Origin of the sequence: Deinococcus alpinitundrae (assembly GCF_009982895.1) — a bacterium.
Lineage (GTDB): Bacteria > Deinococcota > Deinococci > Deinococcales > Deinococcaceae > Deinococcus > Deinococcus alpinitundrae.
In genome coordinates, this window is record NZ_WXZL01000001.1 from 304319 (window position 1) to 321730 (window position 17412).

Sequence of the window (17412 nt, forward strand, 5' to 3'; positions counted from 1 at the left end):
TCAAAATGACTGTTAGGACTGACGTGTCAGAGCAATCAGCTTTTCGGTGATCTGTTCAGCAGAGAACTCGGCAGTATTGATTTCTAGATCTGCCCCACGCCGCAAAAGCGGCTCGACGGTTTCCAGATAGCCCAGAATCTCCTCTCGCTCGGCGGGGACTTTTCCGTAGGCGTTGTTGGTGCGACTTTCCAGCCGCTTGAGAATGATCTCGGTGGGTGCGCTGAAGAGCACCACATGATCGAATTCCGGGTAAAACTTTCCCTGATTGGACACGCAGCCGCTCACGAACACGGACTGCGAGCGCGGAACAGCCAGAAATTTGCGCATCCTCTCTTCGCGCCAGACCCACCCCGGTTCGATGTCGCCGGGAGCAGCTGCGAATTCAGACCACTGGGCCTCATCGGTATCGACGGCCTCAAATCCGCGTGCCTGTAACCGACCGACAACAGTGGATTTACCCGTACCCGACATGCCCGTGATCAGGATGCGCTTCACCTTCAACGCCGACTTCCCGCTTTAACCGTTGGCTGCCTCATACGCCGCCGCGTCCATCAGGTCGTCGCCTTCCTCACTCACGTCCAGCTTGAACAGCCAGCCGTCCTCATAGGGGCCGCTGTTGACCAGTTCGGGGGCGTTGCCCAGCGCGTCGTTGACGGCGGTGATGGTGCCGCTGGCGGGCGCGTAGATGTCGGACGCTGTCTTGACGCTCTCCACCACCGCGATGGTCTCCCCGGCCTTGACCTCACGGCCCACTTCCGGCAATTCCACGTACACCACGTCGCCGAGCTGGTCCTGCGCGAAGTCGGAGATGCCCACCGTGCCGTCGGGGGAAAGCCACTCGTGGCTGGCAGCGTATTTGAGGTCAGTTGGAGTGTTCATGGGCTTTATTCTCCCTGATTTGAGGCGAGGATGTGTAGGGAAAAGCGAGTTGTCCGCAGCTGACTGGTTCGGGCTGGCCCCTGCGCTCAACCCCGCTTGTAAAACGGCAGACCCATTCGCCGCGCCGGGTGACGCTTGCCGCGCACCTCCACCTCGAATTCGTCGGCGTCGGCGCTCCCGGCGTTCACCAACGCCATGGCGATCGGGTGGCCCAGGGTGGGGCTGCTGCTGCCGCTCGTCACCGTGCCGACCAGCTGGCCGCCCGCGAACACCGGATAGCCCTCGCGCACCGGCACCTTATCGAGCGCCAGCCCGATGAGCCTGACCTCAGGCGCGGCGCTGATGTGCGCCCGGCCCAGGTGGGTCTTCTCCTTGACGACCCAGGTATACGAGCTGCTCAGCGGGTGGATGCTGTCGGAAAACTCGTGCCCGTAGAGCGGAAAGCCCGCTTCCAGCCGCAGGGTGTCGCGTGCGCCCAGGCCCGCCGGGACCAGGCCGATGCCCAGGAGCTTGTCCCACATCCGCTCGGCCTCGCCCGCCGCCACGAATACCTCGAAGCCGTCCTCACCGGTGTAGCCGGTGCGGGCCAGCCACACGTCCATGCCGAACAGTCGGGCGGCAAAGTAACTGTTCTTCTTGGCGGCGCTCAAATCGGCAGCGGTGTGCGGCTGCAACTTCTCCTCACTCAGCGGCCCCTGCACGGCGATCAATCCCCACTGTTCGGATTCGTCGCTGAGCCGGGCATCGTGCTGGCCGAGTTGGGCTTGCAGGTGCGCCCAGTCCTTCTGGATGTTGGAGGCGTTGACAACCATCAAAAACTCCTCGGCGGCCACCCGGTAGATGTAGATGTCGTCGATCAAGCCACCCGACTCGCCTGGCAGCCAGTTGTACTGAGCGCGTCCGGGTTTGAGTTTGCTCACGTCGTTGGTTGTCACGAACTGCAAGAACTTCTCGGCGTCCGGCCCCGTCACCCGGAATTCGCCCATGTGCGACACGTCGAACATGCCCGCACCACCTCGCACCGCCGTATGCTCAGCCCTCAGCCCGGCGTACTGCACCGGCATGTCCCAGCCGCCGAACGGCACCATTCTGGCCCCGGCCCTCAGGTGGGCGGCGTGCAGGGGCGTGCGCTTGAGGGGCGTCTGATCAGCATTGTCCATGACGCTATGCTAGCGCCGCCCACCGCCTCCCCATCACCTCTGCGGCTTAGGCCACGTTCAGGGGCGGGCGCTATGCTCTTTTTCATATGCGCGTCTTTTTCAGAATCCTGCTGCTGCTGCTGGTGCTGACCGGGCTGGCGGCAGCCGGGATGTGGTACGCCTGGGGGCGCGACCTGCCCAGCGTGGACGACCTCGACGTGCTGGAATTCAGCGGCACCACCCGCGTCTATGACCGCCAGAACAAACTGGTCGCCACCCTGACCCCCACGCTCACCAGCGGCCAGAGCGTCAACCGCGACCTCCTGCCGCTCGCGCAGATCAGCTCGTGGGCACGCTGGGCTGTCGTGACCAGCGAGGACCGCCGCTTCTACGACCACGGCGGCGTGGACCTCATCGGCATCGGGCGCGGGCTGCTCAAGGGCATCTTCCAGAACGATCTGGAAGGCGGCTCGAGCATCACCCAGCAGGTGGTCAAGAATACCCTGCTGAGTAACCTCAAAAGTGCGCGCACCGCCGAGCGCAAGTTCAAGGAAGCCGTGCTGGCCTACCAGCTCGAAAACCAGTTCACAAAGGACCAGATTCTCAACGCCTACCTCAACGTCATCTACTGGGGCGACGGCGGCAAGAGCGACATCATCGGCATTTCGGCGGCGGCGCAGGCGTACTTTCGCAAGAGTGCTTCGCAGCTCAACCTGGCCGAGAGCGCTTACTTAGCGACCTTGATTCCCGCGCCCAACACCCGCTATAAAGATTTTCTGGGCTACCGCCCGCTGATGAAAGACCTGCTCGCGCGTATGGTGCAAGATGGCCGCGCCACCCAGGCCCAGGCCGACGCGGCGTGGCGGCAACCGATCTACCCTTCCGGCTGGCGCGTCGGTTGGGGCGCGAACGGCCAGGTGCTCTCGGCCAAGCTGGAGCGGCCCCAGAGCCTCTTCGACAACACTCCGGCGGCCCAGCAGCCCCGCGCCTTTCACTTCATGCAGGCGCTCGAACAGTTTCTGGCCGGACAGATTGGCCGCAAGGCGCTCTACGGCGGCGGCAAGGTGTACGCCACCGTGGACCTCACCGACCAGCAGGCCGCCGAGCGCGCCAGCTTGAACGCCCAGCTGCCTGACGGCGCGACATTGGGCATTGCCCTCCTCGACCCGAGTAACGGCGAAGTACGGGCGCTGGTGGGCCAGAAGCTGACCGGCAGCCGCCCAACGGATTGGAACAACGCGGTGCAGGCGCGGCGGCAGGTGGGCAGCAGTATCAAACCGCTCCTGTACACGCTGGCGCTCTCGCAGGGCTGGAAGCAGTCCGACACAGTGCTCGACTCGCCGCTGACCGGCGAGTATCAGCCGCAGAACTACGACGGGCGCTGGACCGGGCGGCAAGTCACCCTGCGGTACGCCCTCGACCACTCGCTGAACCTGCCCACCGTGCGGCTGGGACAGGAAGTCGGCATGGACAAATTCGCCGACAAATTGCGTGAACTGGGCATGACACCGCCCGCCGATGCCGGACTCTCGCTGAGCATCGGCACGCTGGAGTCCAGCCCGCTGCAAATGGCCGCCGCCTACGCGCCCTTTGCCAACGGCGGCAACTACTTCGCACCGAGCCTGGTACGCCGGGTGGAGGACGCGCGCGGCGCGGTGATCTATACCCGGCCCGCGCCCACACCCACGCGCGTGTGGGACACCCAGACCGCCTGGCTGGGCCTCGACATGATCCGGGGCGTGGTCGACGACCTCGACCGCTTTCAGGGCGGTCTGGGCTACAACGCCCGCATCGAGGGCCGTCAGGTGGCGGGTAAGACCGGCACCACCAACGACATCAAGGATTTGTGGTTTGTTGGCACCACACCCACGCTGACCGGAGCCGTCTGGGTGGGCAAGCAGGCGAGCGGCTCGCTCCCGGCCTGGGCCTACAGCGGCACCATTCCCGCGCCGATCTGGCAGCAGGCCGTCGCCGGATCGCTGGAAGGCACCCCGGCGTCGGCATTCAAGGAGCCGCCGGGCATCGAGTACGCGGTGGTGCGGCGCGTCAACATGGCCTTCCGGATCCAACCGGTCACCAAGCAGGACGCCCAGCCGCAACCTCCCTCGTCTGAACCCCAGCCTTCTGCGGATCAGGCGTCTACGAATCAGCCGCCCACAATCTCATCCCCCGTCACCCAGTCACCTGTCCCCGCCACTGCGGTCGACCCGGCCACCCAGCCAACCTACCCGCAGCCTGAAGACCTGGTACCCGCGACCCCGGACGGCGCGGCTGATCCCAGTGTGGATTTTCAGGGCAATCAGGGCGAGGTGCAGATCGTGCCGCAGCCGGAACCCAGCTTTCCCGACACAGCGCCGACCCAGGACGATCAGAGCCAAGGTAACCCAGCCCAAAACGATCCATCCCAGAACGGCCCGGCCAGCCAGGACCAGCCTGCCCCGCCAGAAGCGCCGCCCTTTAACTGAAGTGCCGACTGACCCGCTCACTGAGCTGCCGAGCCGGGGAAATCACAGCAGCACCTCCAGCAGCGCCGCCGGACCAGCCCGCCCGCCCAGCAGCGGCACCCCGCTGCCGACGAGCACCGCCGCCGCCCGGCCGCTGTCGGGCGAGAAGCCCAGCGCCGCCCGGGTGCCGCGTGCCACGCCGTCGTGCCACCACACCGCTTCCCGCTGCCAGCGGGCCACCAACCAGCCGCCCGCCACACCCACCAGATGGGGTGGCAGCCCCGGCGGACGGCTCAGGCTGGCCCAGCCGCTCAGCTGGTTGCTCAGGTGCGCTTCGGCAAAACCCAGCAGATCGTCGGCGGTGCTGTACAAGCCGCCCGCTCCGGTCAGGCCGCCAAACCCGCTGACCCGGCGACTGCCCAGCAGGCCGTGTGGCGCGGCCAGCGGCGTCAGCGGCGCGAAATCAGTGCGGTGCAGATGGAGCGGCTCAAGTACCCAGGTTCGCAGCGCCGCCGGATAGGTTAGCCCTGCTGCCTCGGCCAGCGCCAGGGCCAGCAGCCCGTAGCCGAAATTGGAGTAGGCCAGCCGCCCGGCCTGCTGACGGCCCAGCCAGCTCCAGCGGCGGCCCGAGGCCAGCACCGCCTCGGCGCTGAGGCGGCCATACGGATCGTGAAAGTCGCGCAGGGTGCCAAGTGAGCCGCGCAGCGGGTGCAGCGGCAGTCCCGCCGTATGTGTCAGCAGGGCGCGGGCCGTGATGTGCGGTGGGTAACTCCGGAAGCGGCTGAGCTGTCGCGCCAGTGGAAGGTCCAGATCGAGGGGGCCCTGCCCGGCCAACTGGAAGGCCAGCGCCGCCGTGAACGGCTTGGTGACACTGGCAATCTCGAAGCTGCGCTGTGGCTGCTGATGCAGGCCCAGCACCACCCGCTCTGTGCCCTGCGAGACGGCCACCACCCCGCCAGGCCGCAGCAACCGGCGCAGCGCCGCCGCCAGACGGTGGACGTCCAGATCAGGGAACGTCTGGGTCAGTTGCCGGGCCGTCTGACTGGCCTCGTCCGGGCGAAACACCGCTCAGCCCCGGACGAGCAGATGCAAAAGGGCGTTCAAGGTTCGGTCGGCCATGCCTCTAGCATAAACGGCGCTAAAGACCAGCGCCGACTGGCAGACACAGATCAAAAAAATCCGCCCTTTTTGGCGGTGGTAAGAAAATAATAGCGCAGTATGAGGGCGAAGTCAAATTTATGCACTGCATGTTTCGGAAACGGTGCGGCCTGAGCGGTGTGAGACGCATGTCAGAGCCACTGTGGTCTGCTGGGACCATGCAAGCCGACCCCAGACATCTGACCGTTCTCGCTGTCGGGCCAGTGTGCCGCGCCGCACAGGGCGAGTACCTCGAATGCGAGACCTCGCTGGGCCGGGTGGCCATCTGGGGATCGGAGCGCAGCCGCTGGAACATCGGCGTGGTGCAGTCCGAAGACCTGCCCTTCGAGGCCGTGATGTTCTGTGTGCCTGGCACCAACGAGACCCACGCCTACTGGGTGCCGGAAGACACCAAGCTGTTTTTTCCGGCGCTCTGAGCAGCAAACACCGCGCCCACTTCAGCGGAAGCGCGGCGCGGCAACTGAGCAAAACGGCCAGCCGATTCAGAACCAGTCTTTCTTGCCGATCAGGTAGATCTGGGCAAATTCCTCGTCGCTGCGGGTCAGGTACACGACGCCTTCGATCAGGCCGACGATGCACAGCGCTGAGGCCACCAGGCCCATCAGCGGCACCAGAATGATGGCGCCCAATCCCAGCGTGAGGATGCTCAGCACCAATGTCACGAACCAGCCGCCGATGTGGGCCAGCAAGACGATCAGGCCCGGCGTGGTGCGGCCCAGGTAGAACTTGTGCGCCCCGAACGCGCCCAGGAAAATCGCCAGCAACCCGGCCACCAGTTTGCGGGTACCGGTCTCGCTCTGCGGCACGATGTTCAGGGGCGCGGCGTCGCCAGTCAGGCGCTCGGCGGGCTGGCGGGCGTTGAAGTCAGGCTGCGGCTGGGGCACTTGCGGCGGCGTGTGGGTCTGCTGGGCCTGCTGGGTCGCCTCGTTGACCCAGCCCGGCACGTCGTGCGATGCGGGCTGGGTGTGGGGCGGATCAATCCGCAGTTCGTTGGCCGGGTCGGGCTTGTTGAGGTTGATACTGCTCCCTTCGGAATCGGGCTGGGTCATGGTGGAGCCTCCTGTGAAAAGAAGGTTAGTGGAAGCGTCTGCGCCCCGCGTCCATCCAAAGTTGCAGCTTAGAGAGTGGCGCGCACCTGCCCGATGCGGGCGGCCAACTCGCCCCCGACTTTGTGGAAGCGCACGCCCCGCGTTTCCAGGTCCTGCACGATGAAGGCCTGCTGCACGCTGCGAACCTCGGTATTACTGCGCCAGCCGTCTTGCTGGTGGCCGAAGTCGTCGGCGCACAGAAAAGTGTGGGCGTAACGGCCCTTGGCAGCGTCGGCCAGGGCGTGCAACTCGGGCAGGGCGGTGCGGCACACCAGGTACGACCACATCAGGGTGGTGGCGGCGGTGGTGTCCACGAACAGGTAACGGCCCTGGCCCGGCGTGCGGACGGCCTCATCTTCCAGGGCGCGGTGGCCCAGGGCGATTTCCAGGAAGTGTTCGGGGGTGAGGTGGCCGTCCTCGCGCTCGTAGATGTCGCGGCCATACTCGCGAACGAAGTGGCTGCCGAAGTCGCCTGCCAGCGCCGCCGCCAGGGTGCTTTTGCCCGTGCTCTCCGCGCCGACCAGGGCCACCCGCTCCACGAAATGCGCGTAGACCAGCGGGTTCAGGAAGTGCCGCGAGGCGTGAACGTCGGCGCGGATGGCCGTGCCGCTGGTCGGCGTCTGGCGGCGCTCTGGGTCGAAGGGCAGGTGAGCGATGTTCAGGCACTCGGCCAGCGGGGAGCCATAGGCTTCGCTGGTGACGACCACATCCGGGCGCACGTTCCAGGTGTCCAGCACGACTTTGACATACTGCTGATGCTCGGCGTCGGGGGCGTCGTTGAGCGGCGGGTTGGGCGCGTCGGGGAGCAGAGTGAGTTGCGGAAACAGGTGGGCCGGGAAGACCTCGCGCAGCCAGCCCCGGCGCAGGGGCGAGGGCATACTCGGGAAGTCGGGGCGGCTGTAGACCCACACACTGACCCGCTGGCACCGGGCAAGCGCAAAGCGGATCAGCGCCTCGTGTCCGGCGTGCAGGGGAGCGAACTTGCCGACGATCAGGCCGTGCTGGAAGTGCTCAGGCAAACTCGACCACGCGCCTCTCGTCCTTTCTCCAGGCGAAGTAGCCGTAGACGCTCATGGCCCCCAGAATAAATTGCAGGCCGAACAAGGCCCAGTACGCCGTGTGCCAGAAGTAGACCGCCTGCACCGCGTTGACCGTGACCCACACCGGCCAGCTCCAGGCCCATTTGCGGGTAGTAGCGAAGTTGGCGACGAGGGCCAGCGTGACCGCCGCGAACTGCATCCAGTTCCAGGACTGCGAGAAGTCGGTGGCGACGGTGGTGTAGGTGAAGATAGCAAGGCTCGCCACCCAGGTCACGCCGTACCACAGCGGCTCGTTGAAGGTCAGCTCCCCCCTGTCGCGCCGCGCCTCCAGGTGCCAGAGGTAGAGGCCGTGAATGCCGAACAGCAGGTAGGTGACTTGCAAGCCCGCCAGCATCCATTGACCACCGCCGACAAACAGCAGGAAGTACGGCAGCAGCGAGGCATTCGACCAGTGCCAGTACGCCCGCGCCTTGGCGAACAGGTAGTAAAGGGAGACGAGAACGGCGAACGCGCCGGAGAGGTCGAGGAAGAGCGGCGGGAGACTGGTGAGCCAGTTGATATTCATGGTTCCTCAAACCCCACGCGGCTCAGTATGGCAACCTGCCGCGCCAGGGCCGTCAATTTCCAAGCAAAACCCGACCCAGATTGATATGGGGTGTCCACCCATTCTCCTTGTCTGTCCGTCAAATTTTCCTTTGAAATGAGTCCAAGTTGCTCAAGCCCAAGCAGAGAAGCAACAAATTCCTGCCGTGAAAGACCATGCACTGATACCTGGGAATCATTGGGAATAAAATCCTGGTAAGGATCAATCGGATCAAGGATCTGGAAATACTCGACAAATACTCGTAATTCCCGGTCCGACATACTCTCAATAATCCGCATCGTTTGAAACTTGTCCAGTTGAGGGCGTGGAAAGCTCAGCGAGCAGCCAGCCAGAGCGCGGGCGATGAAGTGAAGTTTGTTTTCCGTCTCAGCAACTTCTGCGGCCCTGACAGCTTGAATCACGTTGGCTGTAAAGGAATCGGACTTGACATATTCCCTGTCCAGAGTGAGTTGTCCAGCCATGACTTTCTGGTTGAGCAGACCAACTTCATACTGCAGAGCACCTTCAAGCTGCTCTATTTTTCGTTGGCTGGCCGCGATGTAGACGCCTTGAAGAACCGTCACGGGGATGTTGACGCCGGGAATGGTCGACAGGATTGGCAAAAGCCGCTCCAGGTGTTGGCTCACGCCCGCCCCCTCACCACATCCAGCGTCTCGTCCACCAGCACTTCGCCGTCGCGGTACACCACGCGCATCACGCTGTCCGGATACGCGGTGTCGAAGGTCTGATACTGCCGCGTCACCAGGCGCTGGCCTTCGCGCACCAGATCGAGCACGCCGTCCTTGCTGCGCTTGCCGGGGTCGGTCACCGGGTCTTTGTAAATCGGCTGGAAGTACTCGCCCTCGGGACCGTCAATCAGCGCGGCGCTGGCCTTATAGGCAAAGCGTTGGGTGTCGCGGTCCACTTTTTGCAGCAGCGCCCCGCCCATGCCGAAGGTGACATTTTCGGTGGAGAAGCCGTCCACGATCAAGTTCTGCAAAATCTCGCGGATTGAGTCCTCGTCCACGCCGTCGCCCTGAATGACCCGCACGTGGTTGAGCAGCATGAAGCCCTTGCTGTTGGTGGTCGTGCCGAACTTGGCCGCCAGCGCGCGAACGGCCAGTCGCACCATCGCCGCCGGATCTCCGCTGTCGGGCCGTACCACCAGGGTTCCGCCGCTGTCGATGACCTGCTGGCGCAGCGTTTCACCCCAGTGAGTATTGATAGCGTATTTGAGGTCGTAACTGTCGCTTACCACCGCGTAGACGCCGCCGGGCTTGCCGAACTTCTCCACCATGTTGCGGTAGGCGTCGACCTCGTGTTCCTTACCCCAGCTGGTAATGGTGCTGTGCTCGGCGGCGGGAATGGAGAAGGCGGCGATGTCGGCCCCGTAGTAGTTGCGCCCAGTCCGCAGCGCTTCGAGCGTGTCACTGCCCTGAAAGTTAATGAGATGCGCCAGCCCGCCCAGGCCCGCGCTCTCGCGGCTTGATACGCCCCGGCTGCCGAAGTCGTGCAGCTTGAACGGCAGTTCCTCGGCGGCCCGGTCGGAGGTTTGCTCCAGCGCGGTCTTGAGAATCTCGCGCAGGTAGTAGCTCTGGGTGGCGACCGTGGTGGTGTACCAGACGCGCATCAGCATGGTTTCGAACCAGCCGGGCAGCCAGGACACTTCGGGGTCGGTGTTGGTGACGGTCATCAGGGCGTTGTGCACGGGCACGAGCATGCCCTCCGGCACGGCGCGGATTTCCAGCGGGAGCTTGCCGCCGTGCTTGTTGACGATGTGCATCCAGCCGTCATAGGGAAACGGCTCGCCGTGCGCGGTGATCAGCGCTCTGGCTTCCTCCACCATCTCGGCAGTGACGCGCACGCTCAGGGAACGCTTGAGGATGTACTGCAGGCCAAAGAATCGGGTGGCCGGGTAGCGTCCGCCGCGCGATTCCAGGTAGGAAAACAGCTTGCGGGTGCCTTTGGGGTATTGAAGAAAGTGGCTGGCCTTGTAGCTGTCGGTGTCGAGAATGATGTTGTTGTCGGCGAGGGGATTCATGGTGTGCTCCTTGTCTGTGGTGTGGAAGAGGACGATCAGCCGCGCTGCGCTGCGCCGTACTGCTTCACGAACTCCGGTTGCCTGTTTTCGATGGCCCCCGGACGGCAACTGCGGGTGAGATCAATGGCCTGCTGAGCGCCCAGGCCAGCCCGAATAAGTAAGCAGGCCGCCAGCGTGCCGGAGCGCCCCAGTCCGCCAAGACAATGCACCACGATGGTTTTTCCAGCTTGCAGCTCGGCGTACAGCTCGTCTACCAGGGCAGCGAAGGTGGTCGGGTCGCTGGGCACGTTTTGATCCACAATCGGGTAGCGGCGCACTGTCAGAGCGGCTTGCCGGGCCAGCTCGTCGTACTGGCCCATGCCGTAGCGCTCTCCCTCATCCTCCTCCATCAGATTGACCAGCAGGTCTACCTGCTCAGCTTTCAGCGCGGCGAAGTCGATGGCAAGGTCGCGCTGATGCACCACGCTGCTGAAGAGTGACGCGCCTTTCTTGCTCGGCGCAATCGTCAGGCCCAGGTGTCCAGGCCACAGCGGGGCGGCGGTCTTGTCCTCGATCCAGATGATCCGCATCGGGTTGTTCTGACTGGTCTGTACGCTGCTCATTGCCACACTCCTCCAAACGCCGTCGCGCAGCGCTGCAACTCGCCCGCATACTCGATTCGCGTCTGCCACTCCGCCGGAAACGCCCCCAGCCCTAAGTACGCCCCGGCAAACGTCCCGGCGAGGCAGGCCAGCGAGTCGCTGTCGCCTTTCGTGACGGCGGCGCGGCGCAGACTCTCCAGCGGGTCCGTCGGGGTCAGCAGGAAGCACAGCAGCCCGGTGGCGAGCGCTTCCTCGGCGATCCAACCTTCTCCGGTAAAGTCACAGGGGTCGGCGTCGTCAGAGATGCCGGAAGTGAGCGCGGCGTCCAGGCGGGCCAGCACGCCCAGGCACTCGTCCCAACCTTGTGAGGTGTAGGCCTGAGGACTGGAAGCCCCGTAGTGCTGCCAGAGATCGCCCAGCCATTCGGCGTGGTAGACCTTGCGCTGAGCCTGCGCGTAAGCCGTCAGCGCCCCTGGCAGCTGTGCGGGCGCAGTCCCCGAGATCAGCAACCAGATCGTCTGCGCGGTGAGGTCGGCAGCGGCCAGGGCAGTGGGATGGCCGTGCGTCAGGGCAGCTTGCAGCTGGGCCGCGCCCGCACGAATCCGGTCGTCGGCAATAAATCCTACCGGCTGCACCCGCATGTTGGCTCCGCAGCCCTTGCTCCCGGTCACGGTGGCGGTCTGCCACGCCCCACCGTGCTGCAAGTGATGGCAGGCGGTCAGACAGGTGTGGCCAGGAGCGCGGTTGTTCTCGGGATCATGGAGCCAGGCAATAAACTCGGCCCTCAGCGCCGTTTCCAGCGCGGCGGGCGTCTGTTCGGACGTGCCCAGCAGAGCGCGGGCCACCGCCAACATCATCTGGGTGTCGTCAGTGACGCGGCCCGCGTGAATGTCGGTGGGGCCGCTGGGCGCGAACGACTGTCGGATATGCGCCAGGCTGAGCATGAACTCGGTGGGTGCGGCCAGTGCGTCGCCGTAAGCTGCGCCGAAGAGAACGCCGCCGATCTGGTCTGGGATGGAGACATGGGGCATGGAAACTCCTTTGGGTGGGCCGTGGTTGCCAGGCAAACTGTTGTCAACCCCGCATCAGAAAGTGCTCGATGATGGCGTGGTGGTCTTCGAAGAACAACTCCGGCGACGAGAGCGCCTCGCTCAGCGGCAACCAGAAGGCGTCAGCGGCGTCACTGCCGGGCCGGAGTACCGGCAGTTGCCCGATGCCCAAATCGAACTGGAAAGCGTGCGAGACGGTGCGTCCCCGCAGGCTGCGGCCCGGATAATCGAACACCGCCTGCGAACGCTGGTACGCCGCCAGATCGCTGATCTGCAAGCCCGTTTCCTCCACCACCTCGCGGATGCAGGAGGCCAGCAGTGTCTCAGCAGTGTCCAGAAACCCGCCGGGCATCGCCAACCGCCCGCGCCCAGGTTGCTCGGCGCGCCGCACCACCAGCACATGTCCGCTGCGGATCACCACCGCGTCGGTGGTCACGAACACCACCGGGTACGGCGTGCCTGCCCAGGCTGCCCGGTAGTCCTGCACGTAGCGGTACTCGGCCTGCAACTCGGCAAAGTCGGGCGTCTGCCGGAAGCGCTCCAGAAACACCCACACGGCGGGCGGCACGATGCTCCGTACCCGTTCCAGATCGTCTTCGAAGTAGGCGCGGCGCACCTCAGTGGCGCTCAGCGAGCTCACCACATGCGTCGGCAGGAATTCCCAGGCCGGAAACGACCGCAGGTAATAGCTGCTCTCGTCCTTGAGGTGCCCGATCAGCGCCACGTCGCTGCTGCCGTGGGTGTGGGCCGCCACGCCGCGCTGCACCTCGCTGAGCCACAGCGACTCGTTGTAGTAGTAGTCGCGCACATGCACGAACAACACCCGGCTGGGCCGAATCCCCACCTCACGCAGCAACTCCACGATGACCGCTTGGCGCTCCTCGGCGGTAAACGGGTTCTTGGCGTTGCGGGCTGCCCGCGCCGAGCCGATCACCACGATCAGCTTTTGCACCTGCATCAGCGCTTCCTGCATCACCTCAAGGTGCGCGGCGTGTGGCGGCTCGAAGCGTCCGATATACACCCCGAAGGTGCGTCTGCGGGTACGTTGGGGGGAGGATGAATCACTCATGTCTCATAATCTAAATGACTATTTATGAGTTAAATGAGATCAAAAGGTGACATCCGCACCCGGATTTCTGCCTATCCACTCACCACTCACCCATCCCCCATCCTCCGCCATCTGGCCGATTCTGCCCTGACCTAATTTTGATAGCCTGATCGGATGCAAAGGCCCCGAGCCGCCCTGACCTTCATCCTCATCACCGCACTGATCGACATCATGGGCATCGGACTGATCATCCCGGTGCTGCCGCTGCTGATCAAGGAGCTGGCCGGGTCGGCAGCGGCAGGGGCGCGCTACATCGGCATCTTTACCGCCATCTACGCGGTCATGCAATTTGTCTTCGCGCCGATTCTGGGGACGTTGTCAGACCGCTATGGCCGCCGCCCGGTGCTGCTGCTGAGTCTGCTCGGTATCGGGCTGGATTACCTCCTGCTGGCCTTTGCGCCCACGCTGTGGTGGCTGTTTCTCGGGCGGGTCGTCGCGGGCATCACCGGAGCCAGCCTGACCGTCGCCAACGCCTACATCGCCGACGTTTCCGCGCCCGAGGACCGCGCCAAGAACTTCGGCAAGCTGGGAGCGACTTTCGGGGTGGGCTTCATCCTGGGACCGGCGCTGGGCGGCTTGCTGGGTGACTACGGCCTGCGGGTGCCGTTCATGTTCGCCGCCGGGCTGGCGCTGCTCAACATGCTCTACGGCTACTTCGTGCTGCCGGAATCGCTGCCGCCCGAATCGCGCGGTGTGCGCCTCAGCCGCCAGGACCTCAATCCCTTCAAGCCGCTCGCGGCGCTGGCCCGCTACCCGCTGATCCTGAAGATGGCCGGTGCCTTGATCGCGCTGGGGTTGGCTGGGCAGACCATCTTCTCCACCTGGGTGCTCTACACCGAGGGCGTGCTGGGCTGGAGCCCACTGCAAAACGGTCTGGCGCTGGCAGTCTTCGGCTTGATGACAGCGGTGGTGCAGGGCGGCCTGATCAGCATCTCGGTGCGCTGGCTGGGCGAGCGCCGGGCCATTGTGCTGGGTCTGACGATGGGCCTGATCGAGATGCTGGTGCTGGCCTTCGCCAAGACCTCACTGCTGCTGTACATCTCGCTGGTGGCGGGCGCACTCGGCGGACTGGCCGGTCCCACCTTGCAGGGCATCATCAGCCGCCAGGTCGGCGAGTCCGAGCAGGGCAAGGTGCAGGGTGCACTTACCGCCGTCAACAGTCTGGTGGGCGTGGTCGGGCCGCTGCTGGCCACCTGGGTCTACGCCTACTTCAACGGCGGCGGCGCGGCCTTCAAACTGCCGGGCGCGGCGTTTCTGATGGGCGCGTTCTTCTCGCTGATCGGCCTGCTGCTGGCCTGGAATGCCCTGCGCCACCTCCCCGCCCCGCCCGAAGCGGTGAGCACCGAAACCGCGCCCGCCAATCCGGCGTGAGGGCCGGCCGGGCGGCAGCTTCTCACGCCCGCGCCCTACACTCAGCCCCGATGATCCGCTTCTGGCGCACCCGGCTGTGGAAGGAAGCCGCCTTGCCGCTGCTGCTCCTGTGGCTCGTCTCCACCTTCGGCCTGACGATCGCCCGCGTGGACGGCAACAGCATGAATCCGACGCTGCACACCGGCCAGGGCATGCTGCTGCTCAAATTTCCGCGCTGGGGCCACGCCTGGCGGCTGACGGCCCTGCCCTACCGGCGCGGCGACGTGGTGATCTTCAAGGCTCCGCCGGGAAGCGAGTACGCCTGGGAAACGCTGGACGTGCTGGGACGCTGGAGCCTGCGCCACCGGCCTTACAACATCAAGCGGGTGGTGGGCCTGCCCGGCGATGCGGTGGAAATCATCGGCGGCCAGTTGCGGGTCAATGGGCGGGCGGTGGCCGATACGCATGCCAGCGGCCCCGCCGCCCAGGACGAGGCCGCTGTGCAGGTGCCACCCAACACCCTCTACGTGCTGGGCGACAACCGCCTGCTGGCCGAGAGCGTGGATTCGCGCTTCTACGGCCCCGTCAGCGTCAGCGACGTGGCGGGCACGGCCAATCTGAGCCTGTGGCCGCCGGAGCGGGTGGGCGGGCCGTAAGCCAGGGGCTCAGTTGGAGTGGCCCGCACTGGCCGCCGCGTCGTTCTGTTCGTCTTCCAGCGCCTTGTAAGCGCAGGCCGCCGCCAGCACAGCCAGGGCCAGCGGCACCCCGCCGATCTGAATGTTCACGTCCTTGCCGTCGAAGGTGCCGCCGATGCGCCCGGTCAGGTGCTGGCCGCCCAGCGTCAGGTTCAGGTCCTTGCCGTCCAGGCGGCCCGAGAAGCGGCCCTGGGCGCGGTTGCCGCTGATCTCGAGGCGCACGTCGTCGCCGTCGATGCGCCCGCCGAGGCGCACCTGCACGTGCGAGTCGCTCACCTCGCCGTCCGCGTCGAAGCCGCCGAAGTGGCCGCCGATCCGCCCGCTGACCTGATCGCCCCTGAGCCGCACGTCGATGTCCTTGCCGTTGAAGGTGCCGCCGATGCGTCCGTGCAGTCTCTCACCGTCCCAGTCGGCGTGAATGTCGTAGCCCTGGGTCAGGCCGCCGATGCGTCCGTTGAACTCTGCCATGCCCACAGTCTGACAACGTTCTGGCCCCGGTAGGCACGCGGCGTCTGAAGTCAATCTGAATCGTCTTCCCGCGCTTTGCAGGCATCCATCACGGCCAGCACCAGCGGCACCTCAGCGGGCGAAGCTCAGTGGCGGGTACGTCACGACCTCGGCGATGCCCTGCGCGTCGAGGCGGGTGATAAAGCCCGCGCCGGGGATGTAGGCCATGGCGCTGTCGATGTCGAGGCACTGCCGACCCGCGTAGGGCAACGGCGCGCCGGGTTCCTCGCCCTGGCTGCCGAGCAGCAGATTGATGGGCGTGTGGCCGTGAACGACCCGCTCGCTGCCGAAGGTGTCCATCACTCGCCGGATGAGCGGCCCGCCCTCCGGACTGGCAAAGGCCATGCGCGCGGCGAAGGCGCTCAGGAATTCCTGCCAGACTTTGGGGTCGCTGGAAGCGAGTTTGGCCGCCACCTTGGCGTTGACTTCCGGCACGCTGCGGCCCAGCTTGAGGTACATGGCGCTGTCGGCGTGCTGCATCAGCCAGGGACCGACCCGCAGCATGGCTGGGCGCTCCGAGAGCCAGCCGAGGTCACCGGGTTCGATGCGGGCCATGTCGCGCGGCTGGCCGCCATTGCTGTGCCAGTACTCGTAAAAGCCCAGATCGTCGCGGGGGTCTTTCTGGCGAAACAGCATCGCGGCCAGAAACATCACCTCGTGGTTGCCGAGCAGCGCATCGACCCGCCCCCCCACCAGCGTGGCCTGGCGCTGCAAGGTGCGCACCAGTCGCATCACGCCCGCGCCGTCCTCGCCCCGGTCGAGGTAATCGCCCAGAAACACCAGATGCGCCTCACCGCCGCGCCACGAGCCGTCGAAATCGGTGAGGCCCGCACGCAGCAGCAGCAGCTTGAGCTTGCCCAGCGCACCATGGATATCGCCCACCACCCAGAGGGTCTCCGACATCGGCAGGATGTTCGGGGGCGCGCTGGGCCTGGGCGCTGGTCCGTTGCCAGGCGAGCTAATCACGGAACTCTTCCGGCCCGCCGGGGGCCTCGGGGGGCGCGGGCAACTCACGCCAGCGGGTCATGCGATCGGTGATGTCCTGCTGAATGTCGGCGATGCGGTGCTCCAGACGGCCCCGGTTGGCGTCGAGTTCGAACCTCAGCCGCATGATCTCCTCGACGCCCGCCAGATTGACGCCGAGTTCCTGGGTCAGGCGGCGGATCTCGCGCAGGTGCTCGATATCGCGCTCGGAATACAGCCGGGTCTTGCCGCTGCTGCGCCCCGGACGAATCAGGCCCTTGCGCTCGTAGAGCCGCAACGTCTGCGGATGCATGTCCACCAGTTCGGCGGCAATGCTGATCACATACACAGGCCGGTCCTGGGCGCTGAGCGGCTGGCCCGGCGCGGGCAGCGGCTGGGCCACCTGGGCGCGGATCTCGTTCTCGATGCGCTCGATCTCCTGCTCGAACTCGTCTTGCATGTCGTCGAGTTCGTGCTGCAACCGCATGACTTCCTCGACACCCGCCAGATTGACACCGAGTTCCTGAGTCAGGCGGCGGATCTCGCGCAGATGCTCGATATCGCGCTCGGAATACAGCCGGGTCTTGCCGCTGCTGCGCCCCGGACGAATCAGGCCCTTGCGCTCGTAGAGCCGCAACGTCTGCGGATGCATGTCCACCAGTTCGGCGGCAATGCTGATCACATACACGGGACGTTGCTTGGTGTCGGAGGCCATCGGTTCCTTGAGTATACGTCAGGCAGATTGTGTGATTGGGACGAAGTGTGTCATCTGCCGCTGGGGGGTATG

At 65.3% G+C, this 17412-nt stretch carries 19 protein-coding genes; 4 read left to right on the plus strand and 15 right to left on the minus strand.

Features of this window, described 5'->3' with window-relative positions; all coding sequences use genetic code 11:
• Positions 1–12 precede the first annotated feature (12 nt).
• The 3 genes from GUI70_RS01545 to gcvT all read right to left on the minus strand — a co-directional run bounded on the left by GUI70_RS01545 (position 13) and on the right by gcvT (position 2039).
• On the minus strand, positions 13–495 hold the full coding sequence (locus tag GUI70_RS01545) for an AAA family ATPase (protein WP_202630358.1): 483 nt from the start codon (positions 493–495) through the stop codon (positions 13–15).
• Positions 496–516: 21 nt separating this feature from the next.
• Complete coding sequence (gene gcvH / locus GUI70_RS01550) at positions 517–879, minus strand: glycine cleavage system protein GcvH (protein WP_161880497.1); 363 nt, start codon at positions 877–879, stop codon at positions 517–519.
• An 86-nt stretch (positions 880–965) separates the two neighbouring features.
• Positions 966–2039, minus strand: a complete 1074-nt coding sequence (gene gcvT, locus GUI70_RS01555; RefSeq protein ID WP_161880498.1) for a glycine cleavage system aminomethyltransferase GcvT — start codon at positions 2037–2039, stop codon at positions 966–968.
• An 86-nt stretch (positions 2040–2125) separates the two neighbouring features.
• Between gcvT and GUI70_RS01560 the strand changes: the two genes are divergently transcribed.
• Positions 2126–4483 (plus strand): transglycosylase domain-containing protein, encoded by a 2358-nt coding sequence (locus GUI70_RS01560; RefSeq protein ID WP_161880499.1) that lies wholly within the window; start codon positions 2126–2128, stop codon positions 4481–4483.
• Between the two features lie 42 nt (positions 4484–4525).
• Here GUI70_RS01560 and GUI70_RS01565 read toward each other — a convergent pair whose 3' ends face one another.
• The gene (locus GUI70_RS01565; RefSeq protein WP_161880500.1) at positions 4526–5527 is read right to left on the minus strand and encodes a serine hydrolase domain-containing protein; all 1002 of its coding nucleotides are present in this window, start codon (positions 5525–5527) and stop codon (positions 4526–4528) included.
• Positions 5528–5748: 221 nt separating this feature from the next.
• Between GUI70_RS01565 and GUI70_RS01570 the strand changes: the two genes are divergently transcribed.
• Positions 5749–6036, plus strand: a complete 288-nt coding sequence (locus GUI70_RS01570; RefSeq protein WP_161880501.1) for a hypothetical protein — start codon at positions 5749–5751, stop codon at positions 6034–6036.
• Between the two features lie 66 nt (positions 6037–6102).
• Here the strand turns inward: GUI70_RS01570 and GUI70_RS23920 are convergent, their stop codons facing one another.
• From GUI70_RS23920 to GUI70_RS01610, 8 genes are all read right to left on the minus strand, one after another.
• Complete coding sequence (locus GUI70_RS23920) at positions 6103–6669, minus strand: TM2 domain-containing protein (protein ID WP_202630359.1); 567 nt, start codon at positions 6667–6669, stop codon at positions 6103–6105.
• Between the two features lie 68 nt (positions 6670–6737).
• Positions 6738–7727 carry an AAA family ATPase gene (locus tag GUI70_RS01580; RefSeq protein ID WP_161880502.1) on the minus strand — a complete coding sequence of 330 codons (990 nt, stop codon included), beginning with the start codon at positions 7725–7727 and terminating at the stop codon, positions 6738–6740.
• Positions 7720–8313: a nicotinamide mononucleotide transporter family protein gene (locus GUI70_RS01585; RefSeq protein WP_161880503.1), complete on the minus strand. Its 594-nt coding sequence runs from the start codon at positions 8311–8313 to the stop codon at positions 7720–7722. Before GUI70_RS01585 ends, GUI70_RS01580 begins: the two co-directional genes overlap by 8 nt.
• Positions 8310–8978 carry a hypothetical protein gene (locus tag GUI70_RS01590; protein ID WP_161880504.1) on the minus strand — a complete coding sequence of 223 codons (669 nt, stop codon included), beginning with the start codon at positions 8976–8978 and terminating at the stop codon, positions 8310–8312. Before GUI70_RS01590 ends, GUI70_RS01585 begins: the two co-directional genes overlap by 4 nt.
• Positions 8975–10372, minus strand: a complete 1398-nt coding sequence (locus tag GUI70_RS01595; RefSeq protein ID WP_161880505.1) for a nicotinate phosphoribosyltransferase — start codon at positions 10370–10372, stop codon at positions 8975–8977. Before GUI70_RS01595 ends, GUI70_RS01590 begins: the two co-directional genes overlap by 4 nt.
• A 35-nt stretch (positions 10373–10407) precedes the next feature.
• The gene (locus tag GUI70_RS01600) at positions 10408–10974 is read right to left on the minus strand and encodes a cyclin-dependent kinase inhibitor 3 family protein (RefSeq protein WP_161880506.1); all 567 of its coding nucleotides are present in this window, start codon (positions 10972–10974) and stop codon (positions 10408–10410) included.
• A complete protein-coding gene (locus GUI70_RS01605) occupies positions 10971–11984 on the minus strand; it encodes an ADP-ribosylglycohydrolase family protein (RefSeq protein WP_161880507.1) in 1014 nt (337 codons plus the stop codon). The genes GUI70_RS01600 and GUI70_RS01605 overlap by 4 nt, the downstream gene beginning before the upstream one ends.
• A gap of 43 nt (positions 11985–12027) precedes the next feature.
• Positions 12028–13071, minus strand: a complete 1044-nt coding sequence (locus GUI70_RS01610; protein WP_161880508.1) for a bifunctional nicotinamide-nucleotide adenylyltransferase/Nudix hydroxylase — start codon at positions 13069–13071, stop codon at positions 12028–12030.
• A gap of 153 nt (positions 13072–13224) precedes the next feature.
• On the opposite strand from GUI70_RS01610, the gene GUI70_RS01615 reads away from it, so the two are divergent.
• Together GUI70_RS01615 and lepB are read left to right on the plus strand one after the other, a co-directional pair.
• The gene (locus GUI70_RS01615) at positions 13225–14481 is read left to right on the plus strand and encodes a TCR/Tet family MFS transporter (RefSeq protein ID WP_161880509.1); all 1257 of its coding nucleotides are present in this window, start codon (positions 13225–13227) and stop codon (positions 14479–14481) included.
• A 50-nt stretch (positions 14482–14531) separates the two neighbouring features.
• Positions 14532–15116, plus strand: a complete 585-nt coding sequence (gene lepB, locus GUI70_RS01620) for a signal peptidase I (protein WP_161880510.1) — start codon at positions 14532–14534, stop codon at positions 15114–15116.
• A gap of 9 nt (positions 15117–15125) precedes the next feature.
• Here the strand turns inward: lepB and GUI70_RS01625 are convergent, their stop codons facing one another.
• From GUI70_RS01625 to hspR, 3 genes are all read right to left on the minus strand, one after another.
• A complete protein-coding gene (locus GUI70_RS01625; protein WP_161880511.1) occupies positions 15126–15623 on the minus strand; it encodes a hypothetical protein in 498 nt (165 codons plus the stop codon).
• A gap of 111 nt (positions 15624–15734) precedes the next feature.
• A complete protein-coding gene (locus GUI70_RS01630) occupies positions 15735–16628 on the minus strand; it encodes a metallophosphoesterase (protein ID WP_237724631.1) in 894 nt (297 codons plus the stop codon).
• A complete protein-coding gene (gene hspR, locus GUI70_RS01635) occupies positions 16621–17340 on the minus strand; it encodes a heat shock protein transcriptional repressor HspR, fused homodimer type (protein WP_161880513.1) in 720 nt (239 codons plus the stop codon). Before hspR ends, GUI70_RS01630 begins: the two co-directional genes overlap by 8 nt.
• Between the last annotated feature and the right edge of the window lie 72 nt (positions 17341–17412).